The 23,983-nt window shown below is 67.6% G+C and carries 19 protein-coding genes, 1 tRNA gene and 3 rRNA genes; 13 read left to right on the top strand and 10 right to left on the bottom strand.

The window, feature by feature from the left end; genetic code table 11:
- Positions 1-3: 3 nt before the first annotated feature.
- Together ACQBJO_RS14235 and ACQBJO_RS14230 are read right to left on the bottom strand one after the other, a co-directional pair.
- Complete coding sequence (locus ACQBJO_RS14235; protein WP_255184397.1) at positions 4-429, bottom strand: VOC family protein; 426 nt, start codon at positions 427-429, stop codon at positions 4-6.
- Positions 430-592: 163 nt separating this feature from the next.
- A tRNA-Pro gene (locus ACQBJO_RS14230) sits at positions 593-666 on the bottom strand.
- Between the two features lie 271 nt (positions 667-937).
- On the opposite strand from ACQBJO_RS14230, the gene ACQBJO_RS14225 reads away from it, so the two are divergent.
- Positions 938-1,279, top strand: a complete 342-nt coding sequence (locus ACQBJO_RS14225; RefSeq protein WP_421009132.1) for a hypothetical protein — start codon at positions 938-940, stop codon at positions 1,277-1,279.
- Here the strand turns inward: ACQBJO_RS14225 and ACQBJO_RS14220 are convergent.
- Positions 1,248-2,186 carry a metallophosphoesterase gene (locus ACQBJO_RS14220; RefSeq protein WP_421009131.1) on the bottom strand — a complete coding sequence of 313 codons (939 nt, stop codon included), beginning with the start codon at positions 2,184-2,186 and terminating at the stop codon, positions 1,248-1,250. The two genes, ACQBJO_RS14225 and ACQBJO_RS14220, sit on opposite strands and share 32 nt — an antisense overlap.
- Before the next feature lie 58 nt (positions 2,187-2,244).
- Between ACQBJO_RS14220 and ACQBJO_RS14215 the strand changes: the two genes are divergently transcribed.
- Positions 2,245-2,703, top strand: coding sequence for a GatB/YqeY domain-containing protein (locus ACQBJO_RS14215; protein WP_255184394.1), 459 nt, complete (start codon positions 2,245-2,247; stop codon positions 2,701-2,703).
- A 72-nt stretch (positions 2,704-2,775) separates the two neighbouring features.
- On the opposite strand, the gene ACQBJO_RS14210 is transcribed toward ACQBJO_RS14215, so the two are convergent.
- The 3 genes from ACQBJO_RS14210 to ACQBJO_RS14200 all read right to left on the bottom strand — a co-directional run bounded on the left by ACQBJO_RS14210 (position 2,776) and on the right by ACQBJO_RS14200 (position 7,616).
- Positions 2,776-5,385, bottom strand: a complete 2,610-nt coding sequence (locus ACQBJO_RS14210; RefSeq protein WP_421009130.1) for a transglycosylase domain-containing protein — start codon at positions 5,383-5,385, stop codon at positions 2,776-2,778.
- 87 nt (positions 5,386-5,472) lie between these two features.
- Positions 5,473-6,621, bottom strand: a complete 1,149-nt coding sequence (locus ACQBJO_RS14205) for an ArsA family ATPase (protein WP_421009129.1) — start codon at positions 6,619-6,621, stop codon at positions 5,473-5,475.
- The gene (locus ACQBJO_RS14200) at positions 6,621-7,616 is read right to left on the bottom strand and encodes an ArsA-related P-loop ATPase (RefSeq protein WP_421009128.1); all 996 of its coding nucleotides are present in this window, start codon (positions 7,614-7,616) and stop codon (positions 6,621-6,623) included. Before ACQBJO_RS14200 ends, ACQBJO_RS14205 begins: the two co-directional genes overlap by 1 nt.
- 28 nt (positions 7,617-7,644) lie before the next feature.
- Here ACQBJO_RS14200 and ACQBJO_RS14195 point away from each other — a divergent pair, with 28 nt between their 5' ends.
- The 4 genes from ACQBJO_RS14195 to ACQBJO_RS14180 are packed head-to-tail and all read left to right on the top strand — an operon-like array spanning position 7,645 to position 9,927.
- Entirely contained in the window at positions 7,645-7,800 is a 156-nt protein-coding gene (locus ACQBJO_RS14195) for a DUF4177 domain-containing protein (protein WP_130628263.1), read from the top strand.
- The gene (locus ACQBJO_RS14190; protein ID WP_255184389.1) at positions 7,800-8,264 is read left to right on the top strand and encodes a RidA family protein; all 465 of its coding nucleotides are present in this window, start codon (positions 7,800-7,802) and stop codon (positions 8,262-8,264) included. The genes ACQBJO_RS14195 and ACQBJO_RS14190 overlap by 1 nt, the downstream gene beginning before the upstream one ends.
- Entirely contained in the window at positions 8,264-9,121 is an 858-nt protein-coding gene (locus tag ACQBJO_RS14185) for an NUDIX hydrolase (protein ID WP_421009127.1), read from the top strand. The genes ACQBJO_RS14190 and ACQBJO_RS14185 overlap by 1 nt, the downstream gene beginning before the upstream one ends.
- On the top strand, positions 9,118-9,927 hold the full coding sequence (locus ACQBJO_RS14180; RefSeq protein WP_421009126.1) for an MBL fold metallo-hydrolase: 810 nt from the start codon (positions 9,118-9,120) through the stop codon (positions 9,925-9,927). Before ACQBJO_RS14185 ends, ACQBJO_RS14180 begins: the two co-directional genes overlap by 4 nt.
- 460 nt (positions 9,928-10,387) lie before the next feature.
- Here the strand turns inward: ACQBJO_RS14180 and ACQBJO_RS14175 are convergent, their stop codons facing one another.
- Positions 10,388-11,065 (bottom strand): Crp/Fnr family transcriptional regulator, encoded by a 678-nt coding sequence (locus ACQBJO_RS14175; RefSeq protein ID WP_421009125.1) that lies wholly within the window; start codon positions 11,063-11,065, stop codon positions 10,388-10,390.
- A 104-nt stretch (positions 11,066-11,169) separates the two neighbouring features.
- On the opposite strand from ACQBJO_RS14175, the gene nth reads away from it, so the two are divergent.
- Positions 11,170-11,838 carry an endonuclease III gene (gene nth / locus ACQBJO_RS14170; protein ID WP_421009155.1) on the top strand — a complete coding sequence of 223 codons (669 nt, stop codon included), beginning with the start codon at positions 11,170-11,172 and terminating at the stop codon, positions 11,836-11,838.
- The gene (locus ACQBJO_RS14165) at positions 11,835-12,518 is read left to right on the top strand and encodes an NUDIX hydrolase (RefSeq protein WP_421009124.1); all 684 of its coding nucleotides are present in this window, start codon (positions 11,835-11,837) and stop codon (positions 12,516-12,518) included. The genes nth and ACQBJO_RS14165 overlap by 4 nt, the downstream gene beginning before the upstream one ends.
- On the opposite strand, the gene ACQBJO_RS14160 is transcribed toward ACQBJO_RS14165, so the two are convergent.
- Both ACQBJO_RS14160 and ACQBJO_RS14155 read right to left on the bottom strand, forming a co-directional pair.
- On the bottom strand, positions 12,484-13,308 hold the full coding sequence (locus ACQBJO_RS14160) for an alpha/beta fold hydrolase (RefSeq protein ID WP_421009123.1): 825 nt from the start codon (positions 13,306-13,308) through the stop codon (positions 12,484-12,486). The genes ACQBJO_RS14165 and ACQBJO_RS14160 overlap by 35 nt on opposite strands.
- An 80-nt stretch (positions 13,309-13,388) precedes the next feature.
- A complete protein-coding gene (locus ACQBJO_RS14155; protein ID WP_255184384.1) occupies positions 13,389-13,847 on the bottom strand; it encodes a phage holin family protein in 459 nt (152 codons plus the stop codon).
- Between the two features lie 199 nt (positions 13,848-14,046).
- On the opposite strand from ACQBJO_RS14155, the gene ACQBJO_RS14150 reads away from it, so the two are divergent.
- The 4 genes from ACQBJO_RS14150 (at position 14,047) to rrf (ending at position 20,668) form a co-directional block, all read left to right on the top strand.
- Positions 14,047-14,862 (top strand): glycerophosphodiester phosphodiesterase family protein, encoded by an 816-nt coding sequence (locus tag ACQBJO_RS14150; RefSeq protein WP_255184383.1) that lies wholly within the window; start codon positions 14,047-14,049, stop codon positions 14,860-14,862.
- A gap of 559 nt (positions 14,863-15,421) precedes the next feature.
- A 16S ribosomal RNA gene (locus ACQBJO_RS14145) occupies positions 15,422-16,948 on the top strand.
- A gap of 384 nt (positions 16,949-17,332) precedes the next feature.
- Positions 17,333-20,446, top strand: a 23S ribosomal RNA gene (locus ACQBJO_RS14140).
- Between the two features lie 105 nt (positions 20,447-20,551).
- Positions 20,552-20,668 (top strand): 5S ribosomal RNA (gene rrf, locus ACQBJO_RS14135).
- The 16S, 23S and 5S rRNA genes sit together here, the layout of an rRNA operon.
- A gap of 155 nt (positions 20,669-20,823) precedes the next feature.
- On the opposite strand, the gene acs is transcribed toward rrf, so the two are convergent.
- Positions 20,824-22,758 (bottom strand): acetate--CoA ligase, encoded by a 1,935-nt coding sequence (gene acs / locus ACQBJO_RS14130; RefSeq protein WP_421008806.1) that lies wholly within the window; start codon positions 22,756-22,758, stop codon positions 20,824-20,826.
- Positions 22,759-23,065: 307 nt separating this feature from the next.
- Between acs and ACQBJO_RS14125 the strand changes: the two genes are divergently transcribed.
- A complete protein-coding gene (locus ACQBJO_RS14125) occupies positions 23,066-23,983 on the top strand; it encodes a phenylalanine 4-monooxygenase (RefSeq protein WP_421008805.1) in 918 nt (305 codons plus the stop codon).

Below are 23,983 nucleotides of genomic sequence, written 5' to 3'. Positions count from 1 at the left end.
TCCTTACTTGGCGAAGATCTGCGACTCGTCGGCGAAGGCCTTGAACTCCATGGCATTGCCAGCCGGGTCGAGGAAGAACATCGTCCACTGCTCGCCGGCCTGACCCTCGAAGCGCAGGTAGGGCTCGATGACGAAGGTCGCGCCAGCGGCCTTCATCTTGCCCGCGAGGTCGTGGAAGTCGTCGTAGGAGAGCACCGCGCCGAAGTGCGGGACCGGCACCTGGTGGTCGTCGACGGGGTTGTGGCCGGCCGGGCCGGGGGAGCCGTCGGCGGTCTGGTGGGTGACGACCTGGTGGCCGTAGAAGTTCCAGTCGACCCAGAGGGTGTCCGAGCGGCCCTCCTCGAGGCCGAGGACGCCGCCGTAGAACTCGCGGGCCTTCGTGATGTCGTCGACGGGGATGGCCAGGTGGAAGCAGGGGCGTGCGGTCATGGAAAGGGTCCTCCTCGGGGCGGGTTTGGCAAATGTATACAACTGGAGGAGTTGTATGCAACGTCGACCGGTTCGTGATCACCAACGACGCCGGGCCGCACCACAGGTACAAAAAAACCGGCTCAGGTCCGCAGTGCTGCGGACCTGAGCCGGTTTCACCGGGTCGGGGTGACAGGATTTGAACCTGCGGCCTCGTCGTCCCGAACGACGCGCGCTACCAAGCTGCGCCACACCCCGTGGTGCCTGCGCCTCTCGTCTCCGATCGGCGCCAAGGAAGGATAACCCAGTCCCCACCCGGATCGACAATCGGGGTCATGGAGTGCCCAGCGTCTCCGACGTCGGGTCGAAGGGGAGGGTGTCGGTGATCGTGTCCGCCGGCGGGGTGTCCGTGGTCGGGGTGCTCGGGACCTCGGTGTCCTCGGGTGGCGGGGGGAGCTGTTCGGTCGGCTGCTCCGGGGGAGGCACGTAGGTCGGCGGGGTGGAGGTCGAGGTCGACTCGGGGACGTAGGTGTCGGTCGGGACCGGTGTCGACGTGCTCGTCGGCTCGGGGACCACCTCGTCCGTCGTCGTCGGCTCGGGCTCCGGCGTCGAGGTGCTCGACGTCGTGCTCGAGGTGCTCGACGACGTGCTCGAGCTCGTCGAGGTCTTCGTCCGCGTCCTCGTGCGCGAGGTCGACGACGACGTGGACGACGGCGTGCTCGTCGTCAGCGTCGGGGCGGGCGGTACGTCGACCGCGGGCTTCGCGCTCGCCAGCGCCCACGACGAGGTGCCGCCGGCGAAGACGAGGGCGGCGGCCAGGGTCGCGGCCTCGCGCAGGTTCATCGGACTGACCCGGCCGGGACGAGGGTGAGCAGCGTGGCCTCGGGGCGGCAGGCGAAGCGCACCGGAGCGAAGCGCGAGGCGCCCAGCCCGGCGGAGACGTGCAGCCACGCTGCGTCGGCGGGCTCCGGGCCGCCGGCTCCGGCCCCCGGCCACCAGCGGGAGACCCCCTTCGCCCGTCGGCGGTCGAGGTCGCAGTTGGTGACGAGGGCGCCCACCCCGGGCACGCAGAGCTGGCCGCCGTGCGTGTGCCCGGCGATGACCACGCGCGCGCCGTCGGCGGTCATGGCGTCGAGGACGCGCTGGTAGGGGGCGTGGGTGATGCCCAGGGTCGTCGCCGCCGGGTCGGCCGGCGCGGCCACCGAGGCGTAGTCGTCGCGGTGGATGTGCGGGTCGTCGACGCCGACGAGGTCGAGTCGGCTGCCCGCGACCGACAGGCTCGTGCGTGCGTTGTCGAGATCGACCCAGCCACCCGAGGCCAGACCCGCGCGCAGCTGCTCGGTCGGCAGCTCGACGCGGCGACCGACGACCTTGGCGTGGTCCTTGGTCAGGTACCGGGCGGGGTTCTTGGGCACCGGCGCGTGGTAGTCGTTGGACCCCATGACAAAGGCGCCGGGGCGCTCGAGCAGCGGCGCGAGCGCGTCGAGCACGGTCGGCACGGCCTCGAGGTGGCTGAGGTTGTCGCCGGTGTCGACGACGAGGTCGGGTTCGAGGGCGGAGAGCTCGCGCACCCACTGGGCCTTGGCCCGCTGCCCCGGGACCATGTGCAGGTCGCTCACCTGCAGGATCCGCACGGGCAGCGCGTCGGCCGGCAGGACCGGCACGGCATAGCGGCGCAGGGCGAAGAGGCGCGGCTCGACGAGGGTGCCCCACGCGAGCGCGGCGGCCCCGGCGGCGGCCGTGCCGGCAGCGAGGCGGGCGACGGGGGAGGAGGTCACGGGGTCATCTTCGCAAAAGGTGGGCGACGTGGTGCGGTCCGGCTGAGACAATCGGGTCATGACCGACTCCCTCAAGGCCACCCTCCAGCACGACCTGCACGACGCCATGCGTGCCCGTGAGCAGGTGCGCGTCGCCACCCTGCGCATGACGCTCACCGCCATCAGCAACGCCGAGGTGGCGGGGGAGTCGGCGCGCGAGCTCAGCGACGACGAGACGCTCAAGGTCGTGGCCAAGGAGGCCAAGAAGCGCAAGGAGTCGGCGACCGCCTACCGCGACGCCGGCCGCCCCGAGCTGGCCGAGCGTGAGGAGGCCGAGCTCGTCGTGCTCGAGGCCTACCTGCCGGCCCAGCTGGGCGACGACGAGCTCACCGCGATCGTCGACCGTGCGGTCGAGCAGGTCGGCGCGACGTCGATGGCGCAGATGGGGCAGGTCATGAAGGTCGCCCAGGCCGAGATCGCCGGCCGTGCCGATGGCGGCGCCGTGGCTGCCAAGGTCAAGGCCCGGCTCGCCGGCTGACCCCAGCCCCGGCATGACGAAGGGGGGCGCTCACCTCGCGAGGTGAGCGCCCCCCTTCGTGCTGCTGCGGCGTCAGCCGTTGCCGTTGCCGTTGTTGCCGGTCCGGCGGTTGCCGGTCGTCTTCGGTGACGAGCTCGGCCGGGAGGAGCTCGGCCGTGAGGAGCTCGGCCGTGAGGAGCTCGGCCGTGAGGAGCTCGTGCGCGACGACGTCGACGACGGGCGGCTCGACGAGCTGCTGCTCGTGCGCGAGGTCGAGCTCGGCCGCGCGGAGGAGGAGCTCGACGGCTGCGGCGCCTGCGTGGTCGTGGGCGCGGGGGCGACCGTCGTCGACGGCGCCGGCGGCGGGGTGTACGGCGCGACACCGCTGGAGATGTACATCGTCACCGTCGTGCCCTTGAGGGCCTGACCGGACGGCTGCGTGTAGGCGATGCCGCCGGCCTGGGCCGTGGAGTCGACGACGCTGCCCTCCTTGACCTTGAAGCCGGCCTTCTCGATCTTCTCCTTCGCCTGCGTCGGCCCCATGCCGGTGACGTCGGGGATGCTCCGCAGGTCGCCGTTGAGGACCTTCTTGCCCGGCTTGGTGAAGGAGCGCTTCTTCATGTCGTCGGACGCCGCGTTCATGACGTCCTTCCAGATCGGCGCGGCGATCGTGCCACCGAAGACCTGGTCGTAGAAGCGGCCGCCGAGGGTGATGCCGTCCATGTCGTACTCACGGATCGGCGAGCCGACCCAGATGGCCGTGGACAGCTGCGGGGTGTAGCCGGCGAACCACGACTGCTTGTGGTTGTCGGTCGTGCCCGTCTTGCCGGCTGCCTGACGGCCGTCGGCGAGGCTGTTGCCGGCCGCGGTGCCGCCCTCCTGGAGAGGGCCGAGGAGCAGCTGCGTGACGCCGCGGGCCACGCCCTTCTCCATGACCTGCTTGCAGGCCGGCGGCTTGATCTTCATCTTCGTGCCGTTGGCCGTCGTGATCGACTCGATCGGGTTGGGCGGGCAGTACTTGCCATCCGCGGCGAGGGTCGCGTAGCTCGAGGCGAGCTGCAGCGGGGAGGTCGAGTCGGAGCCGAGGACGATGTTGGAGATCGCGTAGTCGTCCTTGACCTTCTGGCCGCCGGCGTAGCTCAGGCCGTAGGGCAGGCCGTAGCCGTCGGTCAGGCCCATCTTCGACATGACCTTGGGGATGTTGCACGAGCCGACGTCGGAGGCGAGCTGGGCGAAGGCGGTGTTGATCGACTTCTTCGTCGCCTCGGCCAGGGTCATGCGACCGCCGACCGTGTAGTCGTTGGAGACCGCCCAGACCGGGTCCGTCGTCGTGCAGTTCTTCTGGAAGTCGCTCGGGTGGAAGTTGTGCGGGGTCTTCACGCCGGCGGTGGGGGCGTCGACCGTCGAGGTGAGCGGCTTGCCCTTCTCGAGGGCCGCGACGAGGGCATACATCTTCGCCGTCGAGCCGATGGCGAAGCCGTTGGTGCCGCCGTACTGGGCGGGGACGGTCCACGCCTGCTCGGAGTAGCGGGTCGAGGCCTTTTTGAGGCCGATCTTGTACTGCGAGGTCTGGGCGATGGCACGGACCTTGCCGGTGCCCGGCTCGATCATCGCGCCGGCCGCGCCGAAGCGCTCGGTGCCTTCGGGCACGCGCTCGGTGAGCTCGCTGCGCATCTTCTTCTGCCAGTCGCGGCGCAGCGTCGTCTTGATGGTGAAGCCGCCGGTGTTGATCGCCTGCATGCGCGCGTCCGGGTCGGGCCCGAGCTCGGGCATCTGGCGCAGGTACTGGATGACGTAGTTGCAGAAGTACGGGTCGACCGCCTTGGAGCAGGTGCCGCCCTCGTTCTCCTTGATCTTGAGCGTGCTCTTGACGCTCTGCTTCTTCGCCGCGTCGGCCTGCGCCTTGGTCACCATGCCGAGCTGCTGCATGCGGTTGATGACGAGGTCGCGCCGCTCCTGGACCTCCTCGGGGTTGGTCCGGGGGTTGAGCCGGCTGGGCGACTGCACGACGCCGGCGAGCGTGGCCGACTCGGCCAGGTCGAGCTCGGAGGCGTGCTTGCTGAAGAAGTGCTTGGCCGCGGCCTCGACGCCGTAGGCCTGGTCGCCGTAGAGCGCGAGGTTGAGGTAGCCGCCGAGGATCTGGTCCTTGGTGTGCGTCTTCTCGACGTTGAGCGCGTACTTCAGCTCCTGCAGCTTGCGGCTGTAGGTCTGCTCGACGGCGCGCTGGGCGGCTTCCTTGTCGTCCTCGCGAACCGCCTTCTCCTGGAGCATGAGCTTGACGTACTGCTGGGTGATCGAGGAGCCACCCTGGGTCTCGCCCGAGCTGACGTTGGACACGAGGGCGCGGGCGGTGCCGCGCACGTCGATGCCGCCGTGCTCGTAGAAGCGGCTGTCCTCGATGGCGATCTGCGCCTTGCGCATCGTCGGCGAGATCTTGCTCAGCGGCACGACGATGCGGTTGGCGTCGTAGGGCGTCGCGAGCAGCTTGTTGTCCGCCGAGTAGATCTTCGACTGCTGGGCCAGCGAGGTGGCCGTGAACTCGCTGTCGAGCGAGTTGAAGCCGTTGGCAGTGGCCTGGGCCGCCCCGCCGGTCGCCCCTGCGAGCGGGATGACCAGGCCGGCGCCCACGAGGCCGATGCCGACGGCCACGGCGACGAAGGCGCCGAGCAGTCGGAAGAGGTGCGGCATCCCGGAGTCAGACATGCTCGACAGGGTAACCGGGCTACCTGTACGTCCCCGGGAGCCCGCGCGGCGGGTGACGAGACGGACGAAGGGGGGGTCCGCCCCCGGTCAGCGACCGCCCAGCGCCGCGCCGATCTCCCGCAGACCGGCCAGATCGTGGATGTCGAGCGACTGCGCGGGCACGGCGCCGGTCGGCACCCCGGGGTGCGAGGTGCGGAAGCGGGTGATCATCGCCCGGTGGCGGGCGGCCGTCTCGGCGACCTCGACGTGCACCCGCAGCAGGGCGACGGCGAGGTCGTGCCCGCCGATCTCCTCGAGGGCCGCGGCGGCATCCTCGGCGCGGCCCGCGCCGAGCTGCTTGGCCGCCGCCGTGTGCACCCGGTTGACGAGCACGCCGGCGAGCGGCATCCGGTCGGTCGCCAGACGCTCGATGAAGAAGCCCGCCTCACGCATCGCGTCCCGCTCGGGGGCCGCGACGACGACGAAGGCCGTCTCCGGCCGGGAGAGCAGGGCATAGGTCTCGTCGGCGCGCTGGCGGAACCCGCCGAACATCGTGTCCATCGCGGCGACGAAGGTCTGCACGTCGCGCAGGAAGTCCCCGCCGAGCAGCTTCGTCATGATGCCGCTCGCGAGGGAGACGCCCGCGCTGAAGACCTTGAGCGAGGCGCGGCCGCCGACCTTCGCCGGAGCGGTGAGCAGCCGGATGAAGCGGCCGTCGAGGAAGGAGCCGAGTCGCTTCGGGGCGTCGAGGAAGTCGAGCGCCGAGCGCGAGGGTGGGGTGTCGACGACCACGAGGTCCCAGTCGCGGGAGCCGTCGGCCATCTGGGCACGCAGCTGGCCCAGCTTTTCCATCGCCATGTACTCCTGCGTCCCGGCGAAGGAGCTCGAGACGGCGATGTAGAAGGGGTTGGCGAGGATCTGCGCGGCCTTGTCGGGGGTGGCGTGGGCCTCGACGACCTCGTCGAAGGTCCGCTTCATGTCGAGCATCATCGCGTCGAGCGAGCCACCGGCGCTCGTGTCGATGTCGGCGACCGGCCGCGGGGTGTTGTCGAGCTCGTCGAGCCCGAGCGACTGGGCGAGCCGCCGGGCGGGGTCGATCGTCAGCACGACGACCCGCCGGCCCTGCTCGGCCGCCCGCACCGCGAGGGCGGCCGCCGTCGTCGTCTTGCCCACGCCGCCGGAGCCGCAGCAGACGATGATCCGTCGCTCGGGGTCGCCGATGACGGCGTCGAGGTCGAGTCCCACGTCGGTCGCCATCAGATCGCCCCCTGCTCGTCGAGGTGGTCGGCGAGCAGGCGCAGGGCGCCCGACTCCACGCCGTCGGCGAGGTGCGGCAGGACCCGCACCGGCACGGGGAGCTCGCGCAGCACCTCGCGCTGCTGCGCCTGCAGCCGGGCCCGGTCGACGTGGTCGGCGCCCTCCTCGAGCAGCCCGGCGAGCAGCGCCGGCCCGGTCCTGACGTCGACGGCCGCGAGCGCGGCCTCGAGGGCCTCGCGCACCGCCGGGTCCCGGTCGGCGACGGCCGAAGCGTCCGCGTCGGCGACGAGCGGCTGGCGCACGCCGTTGGCGATGACGGACCCGATGCGAAGGGAGAGCCCGCCCAGCTCGTCGATGGCGTCGATGGTCTCCTGCACGGGCATCTCCTCGAGGAGCGTCACGAGGTGCACGGCCGTCGTCGGGCTCTGGAGCAGCCGGGTGATCGAGTCGGCCTGGTTGCGCACGGGTCCGACCTTCGCCACCTCCGAGACCTCGGAGTTGACGTTGAGGAAGCGACCGATCCGTCCGGTCGGCGGGGCGTCGAGGACGACGGCGTCGAAGACGGGGCGCTTCTTCGCCCCCTTCGTCACCCGTCCGACCGCCTCGTAGACGCGGCCGATGAGCAGGACGTCGCGCACGCCGGGGGCGATCGTCGTCGCGAAGTCCACGGCCCCGACCTTCTCGAGCACGGAGCCGGCGCGGCCGAGCTTGTAGAACTTCTGCAGGTACTCGAGCAGGGCGGTCTTGGCGTCGACCGACAGCCCGACGACCTCGCCGCCGGAGGGGTCGGTCACCAGGGTGCGCTCCTCGGTGCCCAGCGGGGCGACGTCGAGGACCTGCGAGAGGCCCTGGCGGCCCTCGACCTCGGCGAGCAGCACCCGCTGCCCGCGGGACGCCAGCGCCAGGGCCATGGCCGTGGCGACCGTGGTCTTGCCGGTGCCGCCCTTGCCGGTGACGACGTGCAGCCGGACGGGGGAGGAGGAGGGGCCGGTCACGCGATCAGCCTACGAGTAGGGTGCCGACATGACCCAGTGGGAGTACGTCACCGTGCCGCTCATCGTCCACGCGACCAAGCAGATCCTCGACCAGTGGGGCGAGGACGGCTGGGAGCTCGTCCAGGTCCTGCAGGGCGACGGGGGCAACCTCGTGGCCTACCTCAAGCGACCCAAGGGCGCCTGATGGGACGCATCGACGAGCGGCTCGCCGAGCTGTCCATCACGCTGACGGACCCGCCCGCCCCGGCCGGGGCCTACGTGCCGGCCATCGTCGACGGCACCCACGTGCTGACCTCCGGGCAGCTGCCCTTCGTCGACGGTGAGCTGCCCGTCACCGGCCACGTCGGCGCCGAGGTCGACCCCGAGCAGGCCAAGGCCGCGGCCCGGCAGTGCGCGATCAACGCGCTCGCCGCGATCCGTGCGGCCGTCGGCGACCTCGACCGGATCGAGCAGGTCGTCAAGGTCGTCGGCTTCGTCTCCAGTGCCCCCGACTTCACCGGCCAGCCGGGAGTCATCAACGGCGCGAGCGAGCTCCTCGGCGAGGTCTTCGGCGCCGCCGGTGAGCACGCCCGCTCTGCCGTCGGGGTGGCCGCGCTGCCGCTCGGGACCCCGGTCGAGGTCGAGGTGACGGTCAGGCTCCGCGACTGATGGGCCAGCGCGACTTCGTCCTCGGGCCGCTGCGCGAGTCCCTCCTCGGTCTCGACGGGAGCCGTCCCGAGGTGACGGATCCGGCCCCGACCAAGCTCGCGTCGACCGTCATGCTCGTGCGCGACGACGAGGGGCCGCTCGAGGTCTTCATGCTGCGCCGGGTCTCGTCGATGGCCTTCGCGCCCTCGATGCACGTCTTCCCCGGTGGGGGAGTCGACGTCCGTGACGCCGAGGACGAGCTGCCCTGGGCCGGGCCCTCCGTCGAGGAGTGGGCCGAGGTCTTCGGCACCGACGAGGCGAGCGCGCGCATGCTCGTCGCCGCGGCCGTGCGCGAGATCTTCGAGGAGACGGGCGTGCTCCTCGCCTCGCCCGCGTCCGCCGAGGGCGACGGCACCGCTGCCGGCGCGGACGAGGCGCCGCTCCTCGACCCCGAGGTCGCCGGCGATCTGCGTGCCCGGCTCGTCGCCCACGAGATCGGCTTCGGCCAGGTGCTCCTCGAGCACCACCTCGTCCTGCGCAGCGACCTGCTGCGCTACCGCGCGCACTGGATCACCCCCGAGGCCGAGCCGCGTCGCTACGACACCCGGTTCTTCGTCGCGGCCGTGCCCCCGGGGCAGGAGCCCGACGGCGAGACGAGCGAGGCCGACCTGTCCGAGTGGGTGCACCCGCGCGACGTGCTGGGTGCCTTCGAGGACGGCGACCTCATGCTCATGCCGCCGACCCTCGTCTGCCTCGAGCAGCTCGCCGAGGTCTCCACCGTGAGTGGCGCCCTCGGTCAGGACCTGCCGATCGCGCCGATCATGCCCCGGCTCGTCGACACCGACGCCGGCCCGGCGATGCGGGCGGACCTGCCGTGAGCGCCGTCGCCCCGGCGCCGTCCGCCCCCTTCGGCCAGTGGACCGGGGGGCAGATCACCGAGCACGCGCACTGCCTGCTTCAGGGCAACCCCGGCCCCATGACCCTCGACGGCACCAACACGTGGGTGCTCCTGTCGCCCGGCGGGAGCGAGGCCATCGTCATCGATCCGGGTGAGGACGAGGCTGCTCACCAGCAGCGGGTCGTCGACCACGTCGCCGCCCTCGGTGCCCGGGTCGCGCGCATCGTGCTCACCCACGGGCACCACGACCACAGCGAGGGGGCGCCTCGTCTCGCCCGTCTGACCGGTGCTCCGGTCCAGGCGGTCGGGCGCGGCCACGACGACCTCGCCGACGGAGACGTCCTGCGGGCCGGCGACCTCGAGGTGCGGGTCGTCGCCACCCCCGGGCACACGGCGGACTCGGTCTCCTTCGCGCTCGCCGCCGACCACGCCCTGCTCACCGGCGACACCGTCCTCGGGCGCGGCACGACCGTCGTCGCCCACCCCGACGGCGAGCTGGCCGCCTATCTCGACTCGCTCGAGCGGATCAAGGCGCTCACCGGCGACGGGGGAGTGGCCACGATCCTGCCCGGCCACGGCCCGACCGTCCCCGACGCGAGCGCGATGGTCGACTTCTACCGCACGCACCGCCGCGAACGCCTCGACCAGGTGCGCGCCGCCGTCGCCGACGGCGCGACCGACGCCGACGCGGTCGTCTCGACCGTGTACGCCGACGTCGACCGCTCCGTGTGGCCGGCCGCCAGGATGTCGGTCCTCGCGCAGCTGCGCTACCTCGAGTCGGCCTGAGCCTCGGCTGCTGCCTCCCCGGCGCTCGCCGCACTCCGGGTGCGGCTGGGTGCGCTCCCGAAGGGCGGGGGTGGCCCTAAGAAGAAGTCCGGCTGCTTGTCCTGACCGCTCACCACGGTGATGCGGCCGGACTTCTTCATGAGTCGGGTCACCCCCGCCCTTCGTCCGCTTCCGCCTCTCGCCCGTGGTCGGGTCACCCCCGCTATTCGTCCGCTTCCGCCTCTCGCCCGTGGTCGGGCCACCCTGCCCTTCGACCGCGTCGGACCGGCGGGCCCGGTGGTGGTGACTCGCGGGTACGACGATCACTCCTGGCACTGGGGACGGCGACATGCCCGGTGTTGCGGGCGCTGGAGTCTGCCGGGCCCGCGAGTGGTCGTCGTACCCGCGGGTCACCTGGCGCCACGGCACGCACGAAGGGCCCGGCGCCAAAGGCGGCCGGGCCCTTCGAGAGGGGTGCGGGTCAGCGAGCGCGACGCTGGAGGCGCTCGACGTCGGTGAGGAGCACCGCGCGGGCCTCGAGGCGCAGCCAACCGCGCGAGGCGAAGTCGGCGAGGGCCTTGTTGACCGTCTCGCGGGAGGCGCCGACGAGCTGGGCGAGCTCCTCCTGGGTGAGGTCGTGGGCGACCATGACGCCGTCCTCGACCGGGCGGCCGAAGCGCTGGCTCAGCTCGAGCAGGGCCTTGGCGACGCGACCCGGGACGTCGGTGAAGACGAGGTCGGCGAGGTTTTCGTTGGTGCGGCGCAGCCGACGCGCGAGCGCGGCGAGCAGCGTGCCGGCGATGCGGGGGTGCGCGCCGAGCAGCTGGCTCAGCTGCTCGTTGCCCAGGCCGATGAGCTGGGTCTCGGCGACGGCGGTCGCGGTCGCGGTGCGCGGACCGGGGTCGAAGAGGCTGAGCTCGCCGAGCATCTCGGAGGGGCCGAGGATCGCGAGCAGGTTCTCGCGGCCGTCGGTGGAGGAGCGGCCGAGCTTGATCTTGCCCTCGGTGATCACGTAGAGCCGGTCACCCTGGTCCCCTTCGTTGAAGAGGACGTCGCCGCGCTCCATGCGCACAGGCGTCATGGACGCCATCACCTGCGCGGCATCGGCGTCGTCAAGGGTCGCGAAGAGCGGGGCGCGGCGTACGACATCGAGGTTCACACCGGGCAGTGTGCCACGATGCCGCGCGCGAGGGGGCCTAGGCTGCGGGGGTGTCTGCCGATCGAGTCGAGTCCCCGCTCGCCCTGACCCGCCGCGCCCGACGGATGTACCGGCTGCTGCACGAGCGCTACCCCTACGCCCACTGCGAGCTCGACTTCGACACCCCGCTCCAGCTCCTCGTCGCCACGGTGCTGTCCGCGCAGACGACCGACGTCATGGTCAACAAGGTGACGCCGACCCTCTTCGCCCGGTGGCCCACGGCGGCCGACCTGGCCGCCGCCGACCGCACGGAGATGGAGGAGGTCCTGCGGCCCACCGGCTTCTACCGCGCGAAGACCAACTCCGTCCTCAAGCTGGCTGCGGCGATCGTCGAGGAGCACGAAGGGGAGGTCCCGCCCCGTCTGCAGGACCTCGTCAAGCTCCCCGGCGTCGGTCGCAAGACGGCCAATGTCGTCCTCGGCAATGCCTTCGACGTCCCGGGCATCACCGTCGACACCCACTTCGGCCGGCTCTCCCGGCGCATGGGCTGGACCGACGAGGAGGACCCGGTCAAGGTCGAGCACGCCGTCGGTGCGCTCATCCCGCGCAAGGAGTGGACGATGCTCAGCCACGTGGTGATCTTCCACGGCCGGCGCACCTGCCACGCCCGCCGACCCGCGTGCGGCGCCTGCCCCGTGGCCCGGCTCTGCCCGTCATACGGCGCGGGCGAGACGGACCCGGACGAGGCGGCGAAGCTGCTCAAGTACGAGCTCGCCCCCGGAGCCGCACGATGACGGCGACGCCGGCGCCGCCGACCTGGCTGCTGGAGGCCGAGGCCGCCCTGCGTGCCGACCTCCCGTCGTGGTTCACCGACTTCGCCCCGCCGCCGGACCCGCAGCGCCGCTCCGCCGTCCTGATGCTCGTCTCGCCGGGGGAGAGCGGCCACGACATCGTCCTCACCGAGCGTTCCGGCCACCTGCGCAGCCATGCCGGTCAGGTCTCCTTCCCGGGCGGCAAGCTCGACCCGGGCGAGACCCCCGTCGAGGCGGCCCTGCGCGAGACGTGGGAGGAGGTCGGGGCCGATCCCGCCGGCATCGAGATCATCGGGTCCTTCCCCGACCTGTGGTTGAGCCCGAGCAGCAATGCCGTCACGCCGGTGCTCGGCTGGTCGCCGGAGCCGGGCCCCCTTCGCGTCGTCGACCCCGGCGAGGTGGCGCGCGTGGAGCGCATCCCCGTGGCGGATCTCGTCGATCCCGCCAACCGCTTCATGGTCAAGGGGCCGAGCGGTTACGTCGGGCCGGCCTTCGAGGTCGCGGGCCTCTTCGTGTGGGGCTTCACGGCCCAGCTGGTGAGTGTCCTGCTCGACGCGGCGAAGCTCACCGAGCCCTGGGACGAAGGGAGGCGGCGTCGCCTCCCGTGGCGCTACGTCAAGCCCTACCTCACGCAGGGTGTGCGGCGGTCAACCACGCGCTGAGCGCGTCGGTGACCTCCTCGGGAGCCTCCTCGGGCACGAAGTGCCCGGCGCCGGCCACGCTGGCTCGGGCCAGCGGCCCCTCGACGAACCGAGAGCTCTCGGCGGCGAGCACCGGCAGCGAGGTGTGGTCCTCGGCGCCGTGCAGCTGCAGCACGGGCACGTCGATGCGGCCCTGCAGCTTGTGCAGGTAGCGCACCCCGCTCGGCGTGAGCCGGCAGCGGTAGAACCAGCGGTGGTACTCGGCGGCGGCCTGCCCGGCGAAGGGGACGGACATCGCCTCGGTGTAGCGCTCGGTGACCTCGTCGGTGATCCACGAGGTGTCGCTGCCGGACCAGGCGTTCAGCCGGCGGGAGACGGTGAGCGGCTGACGCTCGGAGGCGAAGGGGGCCTGCATCGCGCGCAGGTACTGGTTGGCCCGCCACTGCAGGGGGTGGCGCCACATGGCGCGGTGGAAGACCGCGGGATGGGGGACGCCGAAGGGGGCGATCGCCCGGGTCACGCCCGGCTGGTGGGTCGGCATGCTCCACACGACCCAGCCGCCGAGACCGAGACCGACGAGCGCCGCGTCGTCCGCGCCGAGGCTGCGGACGATCGCGGCGAGGTCGTCGCAAGCCGTCGCCAGGTCGTAGCCGGCGGGCGGCTTGTCACTGGCCCCGAAGCCGCGCAGGTCCACAGCGGCGGCCCGGTAGCCCTGTGCGGCGACGGCCGGCAGCTGGTGGCGCCAGGCCCACCAGAACTGCGGGTAGCCGTGGACGAAGAGGACGAGGGGCCCGCTCCCGGTGACGGCCACGTGGAAGCGTGCGCCGTTCGCCGAGACGAAGCGGTGCTCCCACGGGCCGTCGACGAGGGCGGCCGCGGCGTCGGGCGGGTTCAGCTGCCCGGCTTGATCGCGGCGACCGTGTCCTGGGCGTTGCGGATCGCCTTCTGCGGGACGGTGTTCTCCTTGGCCTTCTTCAGCGCCTTGAGGCCGACGAAGCCCAGACCAGCGGCGATGAGGAAGAGGACGACCGTGATGATGAGGTAGCCCGCCCACACGGGCAGCCAGATGGCGATGACCCTGGCCAGCGTGTGGAAGAGGAAGATCAGGCCGAGCAGCGCGAGGAAGCCGGCGACGGCGAGCAGGCCCGCGCCCTTGCCGCCGAAGGACAGGCCCTTGGTGACCTCGGCCTTGGCCAGCTGGATCTCGCTCTGCACGAGGGCCGAGATGTCGTGCGTGGCGTCGGAGACGAGCTGACCGACGGTGCGCTCGGTCTCGCCGGGTGCGGGCTGACCGACGAGTCGTCGGGTGACGGGGTCGGTGCTGCCGGTGCGGGCGTGATCGTTGCTCATGCTGCTCCTGCTCGTGTCGACGTGACCTGCCACAGGGGTGGCGTCTTCGGTCGCCCAGCCTACCCACGAGTTTCCCGCGCGCCCGGCATCCTCCCTTCGTCGACGCGACGGCAACGTCCCGGGGAAGTCATGGTGAACCCTGTGCACCACACCCCCGTTGTGGTCGGCACGAGGGGCGAAGGGGGTCCACCATCGGGGTATGAGCTACGGCGAGGAGACGGAGCCGCTCGCGATCGCGCACCGCGGTGGGGCCCACCTGGCGCCCGAGAACACCTTGGCTGCCTTCGCCATCTCCACGGCTCTGGGCCTGCGCTACCTCGAGTCGGACGTCAAGCTCACGGCCGACGGTCAGCTCGTCTGCTTCCACGACGACACCCTCGACCGGGTCACCACGGGGACCGGGCGCGTCGGCGCCCACACCCTGGCCGACCTCGATCGTCACGTGCGTGTGGGTGGGACCGAGCCGATCCCCACCCTCGAGGAGGCGCTGCGGAGCTTCCCGGACGCCTGCTTCACCGTCGACCTCAAGGACCGGGCGGCGATCGCGCCGATGGCGCGGTTGCTCCAGCGACGTGACTACGCAGAGCGGGTGTGCGTCGCCGGCGCCTGGGACGGGTGGCTGCACCTGCTCGCCTCGCAGGCACCGCACGTGCGCACGGCACTGGGATGGCGATCGCTCACCGCCCTCATCTCCGCATCCAAGGCGGGACTGCAGCCACCGGCGGCCGTGGTGCGCGGGCGCTTCGCCCACGTCCCCGTCCAGCTGGGCCGGCTGCCGATCCACTCCGCCTCGCTCGTGCGCCGGGCTCACCGGCTGGGGGTGCGCGTCGTCGTGTGGACCGTCGACGAGCCCCGGCTGATGCACGAGCTGCTCGACATGGGGGTCGACGGGATCATCACCGACCGGCCGGATGTGCTCCGCACGGTGATGATCCAGCGCGGGACCTGGGCCCCGATGAGGGGTCTGAGGGCCTCCGGCAGAGGCGATTTGGCGTCTGCGGCATCGGTGATCTAATGTTCTCGACGTCAGCCCGAGAGGGAGGAACGGACACCAAGCGGTGACTCGAGAAGTCACCCCAGGCAGGCCGGTCCCGCGAGCTGACAGCCCTCATCCGAGTTACTCGGATCCGGTCGATCAGGTCGGAACCGCGGATTTGGAACCGAGCAGCCCCGCTGCTACGGTGGGCCACCGCTGAAGATCCAAGCGCGATCAACAACGGCCGCTCCAAGAGCGGATCACGAAGTTGGCGCCCAAGCATGGACAGTGGTAAGTTAGAGAAGTTGCCCCTTGAAGCATCTGGCCGGAGACGGTGGGTGGTGATGGGTGTGCGTGTGAATCTTGAGAACTCAACAGCGTGTCAAAAATCGATGCCAATACCTCGTCTTGGCTGGTTGTGCCTGGTCCTGCGTTCGTGGGGTTGGGTGTGATTGGTCGGATGAATTTTTTCCTTTGGTTGACAATGAATGAACTCAGCGATTGCGCTGGTTGTTCTTGCTCAGTCATGGTTCAGCCCTTTGTTGGGTTACTGATTGGCTCTGATGCTCGCTTCGGTGGGTGTTGGGGTTTTTAATCATCAACGGAGAGTTTGATCCTGGCTCAGGACGAACGCTGGCGGCGTGCTTAACACATGCAAGTCGAACGGTGAAGCTCCAGCTTGCTGGAGTGGATCAGTGGCGAACGGGTGAGTAACACGTGAGCAACCTGCCCCAGACTCTGGAATAAGCGCTGGAAACGGCGTCTAATACTGGATACGAGATCAAGCCGCATGGTTATGGTCTGGAAAGTTTTTCGGTTTGGGATGGGCTCGCGGCCTATCAGCTTGTTGGTGAGGTAATGGCTCACCAAGGCGACGACGGGTAGCCGGCCTGAGAGGGCGACCGGCCACACTGGGACTGAGACACGGCCCAGACTCCTACGGGAGGCAGCAGTGGGGAATATTGCACAATGGGCGAAAGCCTGATGCAGCGACGCCGCGTGAGGGATGACGGCCTTCGGGTTGTAAACCTCTTTCAGCAGGGAAGAAGCGAAAGTGACGGTACCTGCAGAAGAAGCACCGGCTAACTACGTGCCAGCAGCCGCGGTAATACGTAGGGTGCGAGCGTTGTCCGGAATTATTGGGCGTAAAGAGCTTGTAGGCGGTTTGTCGCGTCTGCTGTGAAAATCCGGGGCTCAACCCCGGACTTGCAGTGGGTACGGGCAGACTAGAGTGTGGTAGGGGAGACTGGAATTCCTGGTGTAGCGGTGAAATGCGCAGATATCAGGAGGAACACCGATGGCGAAGGCAGGTCTCTGGGCCACTACTGACGCTGAGAAGCGAAAGCATGGGGAGCGAACAGGATTAGATACCCTGGTAGTCCATGCCGTAAACGTTGGGCGCTAGGTGTGGGACTCATTCCACGAGTTCCGTGCCGCAGCTAACGCATTAAGCGCCCCGCCTGGGGAGTACGGCCGCAAGGCTAAAACTCAAAGGAATTGACGGGGGCCCGCACAAGCGGCGGAGCATGCGGATTAATTCGATGCAACGCGAAGAACCTTACCAAGGCTTGACATATACCGGAAACTTCCAGAGATGGTTGCCCCCTTTGGGTCGGTATACAGGTGGTGCATGGTTGTCGTCAGCTCGTGTCGTGAGATGTTGGGTTAAGTCCCGCAACGAGCGCAACCCTCGTTCTATGTTGCCAGCACGTCATGGTGGGGACTCATGGAAGACTGCCGGGGTCAACTCGGAGGAAGGTGGGGATGACGTCAAATCATCATGCCCCTTATGTCTTGGGCTTCACGCATGCTACAATGGCCGGTACAAAGGGCTGCGATACCGCAAGGTGGAGCGAATCCCAAAAAACCGGTCTCAGTTCGGATTGGGGTCTGCAACTCGACCCCATGAAGTCGGAGTCGCTAGTAATCGCAGATCAGCAACGCTGCGGTGAATACGTTCCCGGGCCTTGTACACACCGCCCGTCAAGTCACGAAAGTCGGTCGGTAACACCCGAAGCCGGTGGCCCAACCCTTGTGGGGGGAGCCGTCGAAGGTGGGACTGGCGATTGGGACTAAGTCGTAACAAGGTAGCCGTACCGGAAGGTGCGGCTGGATCACCTCCTTTCTAAGGAGCACTGGCCACCGTTTGGTGGTCCAGAGCCTAGCTGCCGGCGAGTGTCTGGCAGTAGGTGCTCGGGTGGAACATCGATTATTTGACGCTTGCCTGGTGTGGCTGTTGTTAGTACCGATCACCTGCTCCTTTTGGAGTGGTGACAGTGGAACGCATGAGCTGCCTGGGTGGGTGTCTGACACGTTGTTGGGTCCTGAGGGTTCACGCGAGTGAAGCTTCATGGACCACGACCCCGATGATTACGGTTGTTGGGGTTGGGTTGTGGGCCTTGCCTGGTCGTATACCGCGCTCGTTGTGGGTGTGGGTGTGATCATCTGGTGGGGTTGCCGCCCGTATGTTGAGAACTACACAGTGGACGCGAGCATCTTTATCTTTGTGGCTCAAGTTTTTAAGGGCGCACGGTGGATGCCTTGGCACCAGGAACCGAAGAAGGACGTAGGAATCTGCGATAAGCCTCGGGGAGTCGATAACCAGACTTTGATCCGAGGATTTCCGAATGGGGAAACCCGGCTGGAGGCAAGTCCAGTCACTCCTGTCTGAATATATAGGGCAGGTAGAGGGAACGCGGGGAAGTGAAACATCTCAGTACCCGCAGGAAGAGAAAACAATAGTGATTCCGTGAGTAGTGGCGAGCGAAAGCGGATGAGGCCAAACCGAGCTTGTGTGATAGCTGTCAGGCGTTGCAGGTTCGGGGTTGTGGGATTTTCTGTCTCAGGACTGACATTCTGGGCTGGAGTAAGAAATTCACGTCATAGTCGAAGAGTCTTGAATGGCTCGGCACAGAGGGTGCGACCCCCGTAGACGAAATGGTGTGGACTCCGGATGATTTTTCCCAAGTAGCACGGGGCCCGAGAAATCCCGTGTGAATCTGGCGGGACCACCCGTTAAGCCTAAATATTCCCTGGTGACCGATAGCGGACAAGTACCGTGAGGGAAAGGTGAAAAGTACCCCGGGAGGGGAGTGAAATAGATCCTGAAACCGTGCGCTTACAATCCGTCGGAGCCTCCTTGTGGGGTGACGGCGTGCCTTTTGAAGAATGAGCCTGCGAGTTAGTGCTCAGTGGCGAGGTTAACCCGTGTGGGGAAGCCGTAGCGAAAGCGAGTCCGAATAGGGCGTTTAGTCGCTGGGTCTAGACCCGAAGCGGAGTGATCTACCCATGGCCAGGTTGAAGCGACGGTAAGACGTCGTGGAGGACCGAACCCACTTAGGTTGAAAACTGAGGGGATGAGCTGTGGGTAGGGGTGAAAGGCCAATCAAACTCCGTGATAGCTGGTTCTCCCCGAAATGCATTTAGGTGCAGCGTCACGTGTTTCTTACCGGAGGTAGAGCTACTGGATAGCTAATGGGCCTCACCAGGTTACTGACGTTAGCCAAACTCCGAATGCCGGTAAGTGAGAGCGTGGCAGTGAGACTGCGGGGGATAAGCTCCGTAGTCGAGAGGGAAACAGCCCAGATCACCAGCTAAGGTCCCTAAGCGTGTGCTAAGTGGAAAAGGATGTGGAGTTGCCGTGACAACCAGGAGGTTGGCTTAGAAGCAGCCACCCTTTAAAGAGTGCGTAATAGCTCACTGGTCAAGTGATTCCGCGCCGACAATGTAGCGGGGCTCAAGCACACCACCGAAGCTGTGGCATTGACACACTGCTCGGCACCCTTGTGGTGTCCAGGCGTGTTGATGGGTAGGGGAGCGTCGTGTGGCGAGTGAAGCGGCGGAGTGATCCAGTCGTGGATGCCACACGAGTGAGAATGCAGGCATGAGTAGCGAATGACGGGTGAGAAACCCGTCCGCCGAATAACCAAGGGTTCCAGGGTCAAGCTAATCTGCCCTGGGTAAGTCGGGACCTAAGGCGAGGCCGACAGGCGTAGTCGATGGACATCCGGTTGATATTCCGGAACCGGCGAAGAACCGCCCATGATGAATCCAGTGATGCTAAGCGCCTGAAGCTCATCGTTAGTGACCCTTCGGGGTTGCGCTGGTGAGTGGAACGCGCGACCCGAGCTGGTAGTAGTCAAGTGATGGGGAGACGCAGGAAGGTAGCCTCCGCGTGGCGATGGTTGTCCACGTCCAAGGGTGTAGGGAGTCAGGTAGGCAAATCCGCCTGGCATGTTCCCAAGGCCTGATGGTGACCTCTTTTGAGGGAAGCAGGGTGATCCTATGCTGCCGAGAAAATCCTCTAGCGAGGTTCGAGCCGCCCGTACCCCAAACCGACTCAGGTGGTTAGGTAGAGAATACCAAGGCGATCGAGTGAATCGTGGTTAAGGAATTCGGCAAAATGCCCCCGTAACTTCGGGAGAAGGGGGGCCCGGACCCTGAAGCTCTTTACGGGCTAGGGGAAAGGGCCGCAGAGACCAGGGAGAAGCGACTGTTTACTAAAAACACAGGTCCGTGCGAAGTCGCAAGACGATGTATACGGACTGACGCCTGCCCGGTGCTGGAAGGTTAAGAGGACCGGTTAGCCCCTTGTGGGCGAAGCTGAGAATTTAAGCCCCAGTAAACGGCGGTGGTAACTATAACCATCCTAAGGTAGCGAAATTCCTTGTCGGGTAAGTTCCGACCTGCACGAATGGCGTAACGACTTCTCCACTGTCTCAACCGCGAACTCGGCGAAATTGCACTACGAGTAAAGATGCTCGTTACGCGCAGCAGGACGGAAAGACCCCGGGACCTTCACTATAGCTTGGTATTGGTGATCGGGACGGCTTGTGTAGGATAGGTGGGAGACTGTGAAGCATGCACGCCAGTGTGTGTGGAGTCATCGTTGAAATACCACTCTGGTCGTTCTGGTTATCTAACCTCGGTCCGTGATCCGGATCAGGGACATTGCCTGGTGGGTAGTTTAACTGGGGCGGTTGCCTCCTAAAATGTAACGGAGGCGCTCAAAGGTTCCCTCAGCCTGGTTGGCAATCAGGTGGCGAGTGCAAGTGTACAAGGGAGCTTGACTGCGAGACAGACATGTCGAGCAGGGACGAAAGTCGGAACTAGTGACCCGACGGTGGCTTGTGGAAGCGCCGTCGCTCAACGGATAAAAGGTACCCCGGGGATAACAGGCTGATCTTCCCCAAGAGTCCATATCGACGGGATGGTTTGGCACCTCGATGTCGGCTCGTCGCATCCTGGGGGTGGAGTAGCTCCCAAGGGTTGGGCTGTTCGCCCATTAAAGCGGCACGCGAGCTGGGTTTAGAACGTCGTGAGACAGTTCGGTCCCTATCCGCTGTGCGCGTAGGAAACTTGAGAGAGGCTGACCTTAGTACGAGAGGACCGGGTTGGACGAACCTCTGGTGTGTGAGTTGTTCTGCCAAGGGCACCGCTCATTAGCTACGTTCGGGAGTGATAACCGCTGAAAGCATCTAAGCGGGAAGCATGTCTCAAGATGAGGTTTCCATGGAGCTTAGCTCCGAGAGGCTCCCAGTAGACGACTGGGTTGATAGGCCAGATGTGGAAGTGCAGCAATGCATGTAGCTGACTGGTACTAATAAGCCGATAACTTGATACACACACAACCTTCGTGTTGCGTAAAAAAGAACGATGTTCGCGTCCACTGTGCAGTTCCCGAGATACGGTCGGGACACAATGCACGTCCACTGTATTTCCATAGAGTTTCGGCTGTCATAGCGAAGGGGAAACGCCCGGTCCCATTCCGAACCCGGAAGCTAAGCCCTTCAGCGCCGATGGTACTGCACTGGTGACGGTGTGGGAGAGTAGGACGCAGCCGGACAAACATTCACAAGAAGCCCCCCAGCGAGTCGCTGGGGGGCTTCTTGCATTCCCGGGGAGAGCGCGCATTCCTCCCCGGGCACGGTCATTCCTGGGGGAGTGCACACATGACGAAGGGGGCCCGCCGAGCTGGCGGGCCCCCTTCGTCGGTGGTGGTCAGTCAGATGCCGGCTTGGCCATCCCGTCCTTGATGAGGTTCATGACGGACGAGTCGGCGAGGGTGGTGACATCACCGATCTCGCGGTTCTCTGCCACGTCCTTGAGCAGGCGGCGCATGATCTTGCCCGAGCGCGTCTTGGGCAGCTCGTCGACGATCATCACCTGACGCGGCTTGGCGATCGGGCCGATCTGCTCACCGACGTGCGCACGCAGCTCCTGCGCGAGGTCGTCACCCTCGGCCCCGCCAGCGTCGTCGCCGTCCTGGCGCAGGATGACGAAGGCGACGACGGCCTGACCGGTCGTCTCGTCGCTCGCGCCCACGACCGCGGCCTCGGCCACCCTGGGGTGGGAGACGAGGGCCGACTCGATCTCGGCGGTCGAGAGCCGGTGGCCGGAGACGTTCATGACGTCGTCGACCCGACCGAGGATCCAGATGTTGCCCTTGTCGTCGTACTTCGCGCCGTCGCCGGCGAAGTAGTACTCGGGACCGAAGCGGCTCCAGTAGGTGTCCTTGTAGCGCTCCGGGTCGCCCCAGATGCCACGCAGCATCGACGGCCAGGGCTTGGTGAGCACGAGGTAGCCGACCTTCTCGGGCTCGGTGAGCGGTTGGCCCTCGTCGTCGAGGATCTCGGCGCTGATGCCCGGGATGGGGTGCTGGGAGCTGCCGGGCTCGAGGGTCGTGACGCCGGGGAGCGGCGAGTTCATGATCGCGCCGGTCTCCGTCTGCCACCACGTGTCGACGATCGGGGCGCTGCCCCCGCCGATGTTGTCCCGGTACCAGCGCCAGGCCTCCGGGTTGATCGGCTCGCCGACCGAGCCGAGCACGCGGATGGACGACAGGTTGTACTTCTCCGGGATGTCCGCGCCCCACTTCATGAAGGTGCGGATCGCCGTCGGGGCGGTGTAGAGGATGCTGACGCCGTACTTCTGGATGATCTCCCAGAAGATGCCCTGGTGCGGGCTGTCGGGGGTGCCCTCGAAGAGCACCTGGGTCGCGCCGTTGGCCAGCGGACCGTAGACGATGTAGCTGTGACCGGTCACCCAGCCGATGTCGGCCGTGCACCAGTAGACGTCGGTCTCGGGGTGCACGTCGTGGACGACGGCATTGGTGTAGGCCGCCTGGGTGAGGTAGCCGCCGGTCGTGTGCAGGATCCCCTTCGGCTTACCGGTCGTGCCGGAGGTGTAGAGGATGAAGAGCGGGTGCTCGCTGTCGTGCGGCTGCGCCTCGTGCTCGTCGGACGCGGAGTCCACGACGTCGTGCCACCACACGTCACGCTCGTCGTCCCAGGTGACGTCGATGCCGGTGCGCTGGACGACGAGGACCTTGCCCGCGGTCGTGCCGGGGACCGCGCGGTCGACGGCGTCCTTGAGCGGCATGGCCTTGCCCTTGCGGAACTGGCCGTCGGAGGTGATGACGACCTTCGCCTCACCGTCCTCGATGCGCGCCTTGAGGGCGTCGGAGGAGAAGCCGCCGAAGACGACGGAGTGCGGCGCGCCGATGCGAGCGCAGGCGAGCATCGCGATGACGGCCTCGGCGATCATCGGCATGTAGATGGCGACGCGGTCCCCCTTCGCCACACCGAGGGAGGTGAGGGCATTGGCCGCCTTGCACACCTCTCGCTGGAGGTCGGCATAGGTGATGGTGCGGTCGTCGCCGTTGGCGCCGACGACGTGCAGCGCGACGCGATCGCCGTTGCCGGCCTCGACGTGGCGGTCGACGCAGTTGTAGGCGGCGTTGAGCTCACCGCCGATGAACCACTTGGCGAAGGGAGCATCGCTCCAGTCGAGCGTGGTGTCGAAGTCCGTGCTCCACGTGACGTACTCCCGGGCCCTCGCGGCCCAGAAGGCCTCGTGGTCCTCGGCCTCGTCGTAGAGCGAGGCCTTGCCCACGGCCTGCTCGGTGAACTCGGGGGTGGGGGCGTAGTCCGTCACATGTCCTCCTCGTTGAGTGGGTCCGCGCGCCCTCGCGCGGACCTGTGTCCACCTCCTACCTTCTCCCGCCGTGGCGACGAGCACAACGGCGGGGGGTGGTGCATCGCCGGGCGAGGGGAGGGGCACGACGAGCGGTCCGACTGCGGCCACCTGCCGACGAGCGGCTCACGCAGCAGGTGGGCACAGTGCTCAGGACGCGGCGGACCTAGGCGGTTCGATTCTGGGCAGTCTGCCCAGCGTGTTGGCGATCTGTGGTGCAGACAGCGCAGGTCTGCGACGGTTGGCTGATCACAAGGAGGTGGTTGACGTGTTCACCGAGGGACAGCTGTACTCACCTGTCACCGAGCACGAGGACGGGACCGTCGAGGTCCACCTGGCCGACACGCACCCGGGTCGCGAGGACCGCGAGTACCTGCGGCGAAGGGGGGAGATCGCCGGCGCCGCGCTGGGCTGGGACCGAGGACGCGACCCCGTCCCGACCATCGCCTACACCGAGGCCGAGCACGAGATCTGGCGTCGGGTGAGCGCCGAGCTGGCCCCGCTGCACGAGCGTCATGCCCACCGTGAGTACCTCGAGGCCAAGGCCCGCCTCGACCTGCCGACCGACCACGTGCCCCAGCTCGCCGAGGTGAGCGAGCGACTCGTACCGCTCACCGGCTGGTCCTACGTCTGTGCGCCGGGGCTGGTCCCCCTTCGTGACTTCTATGCTGACCTCGGGTCCCGCACCTTCAACTCCACGCAGTACCTGCGGCACGACTCGCAGCCGCTCTACACGCCGGAGCCGGACATCATCCACGAGGTCATCGGCCACGCCAACCAGCTCGCCAGCACGCGACTGGCGGCGATCACCGAGGCCGCGGGCCAGGCCTCGCTGCGCCTGCAGACCGACGAGGCCATGAAGCTCGTGGCGGACGTCTTCTGGTTCTCGATCGAGTTCGGGGTGATGCACGAGGGGAGCGACCTCAAGGCCTACGGTGCCGGGATCCTGTCGAGCTTCGGTGAGATCCAGGAGTTCGGCCACATGGAGATCCGCGAGCTCGACCTGGCCGACATGGGCACGCTCAACTACGACATCACGGCCTACCAGCCGGTGCTCTTCGCGGCCCGCTCGATGGACCATCTCGAGGACGTCGTCGGCGACTTCTTCGTGACCGTCGACGACGAGAAGGCCGCCGCGCTGCGGCGAGCGGCCGAGCAGCGGGGACTCGTGCAGGCCGCCACGTGA

The organism is Janibacter zhangyanbonis (genome assembly GCF_050507325.1).
GTDB lineage: Bacteria > Actinomycetota > Actinomycetes > Actinomycetales > Dermatophilaceae > Janibacter.
The sequence above is the reverse complement of the archived record's forward strand: the minus strand, read 5'-3'. Positions and strand labels throughout refer to the sequence as shown.

What these genes read in the sequence shown, in the direction of transcription:
- ACQBJO_RS14235 (WP_255184397.1), bottom strand. Translation starts at nt 429, where the DNA reads ATGACCGCACGCCCCTGCTTCCACCTGGCCATCCCCGTCGACGACATC.
- ACQBJO_RS14215 (WP_255184394.1), top strand. Translation starts at nt 2,245, where the DNA reads ATGACCGACTCCCTCAAGGCCACCCTCCAGCACGACCTGCACGACGCC.
- ACQBJO_RS14210 (WP_421009130.1), bottom strand. Translation starts at nt 5,385, where the DNA reads ATGTCTGACTCCGGGATGCCGCACCTCTTCCGACTGCTCGGCGCCTTC.
- ACQBJO_RS14205 (WP_421009129.1), bottom strand. Translation starts at nt 6,621, where the DNA reads ATGGCGACCGACGTGGGACTCGACCTCGACGCCGTCATCGGCGACCCC.
- ACQBJO_RS14195 (WP_130628263.1), top strand. Translation starts at nt 7,645, where the DNA reads ATGACCCAGTGGGAGTACGTCACCGTGCCGCTCATCGTCCACGCGACC.
- ACQBJO_RS14190 (WP_255184389.1), top strand. Translation starts at nt 7,800, where the DNA reads ATGGGACGCATCGACGAGCGGCTCGCCGAGCTGTCCATCACGCTGACG.
- ACQBJO_RS14185 (WP_421009127.1), top strand. Translation starts at nt 8,264, where the DNA reads ATGGGCCAGCGCGACTTCGTCCTCGGGCCGCTGCGCGAGTCCCTCCTC.
- nth (WP_421009155.1), top strand. Translation starts at nt 11,170, where the DNA reads ATGTACCGGCTGCTGCACGAGCGCTACCCCTACGCCCACTGCGAGCTC.
- ACQBJO_RS14165 (WP_421009124.1), top strand. Translation starts at nt 11,835, where the DNA reads ATGACGGCGACGCCGGCGCCGCCGACCTGGCTGCTGGAGGCCGAGGCC.
- ACQBJO_RS14155 (WP_255184384.1), bottom strand. Translation starts at nt 13,847, where the DNA reads ATGAGCAACGATCACGCCCGCACCGGCAGCACCGACCCCGTCACCCGA.
- ACQBJO_RS14150 (WP_255184383.1), top strand. Translation starts at nt 14,047, where the DNA reads ATGAGCTACGGCGAGGAGACGGAGCCGCTCGCGATCGCGCACCGCGGT.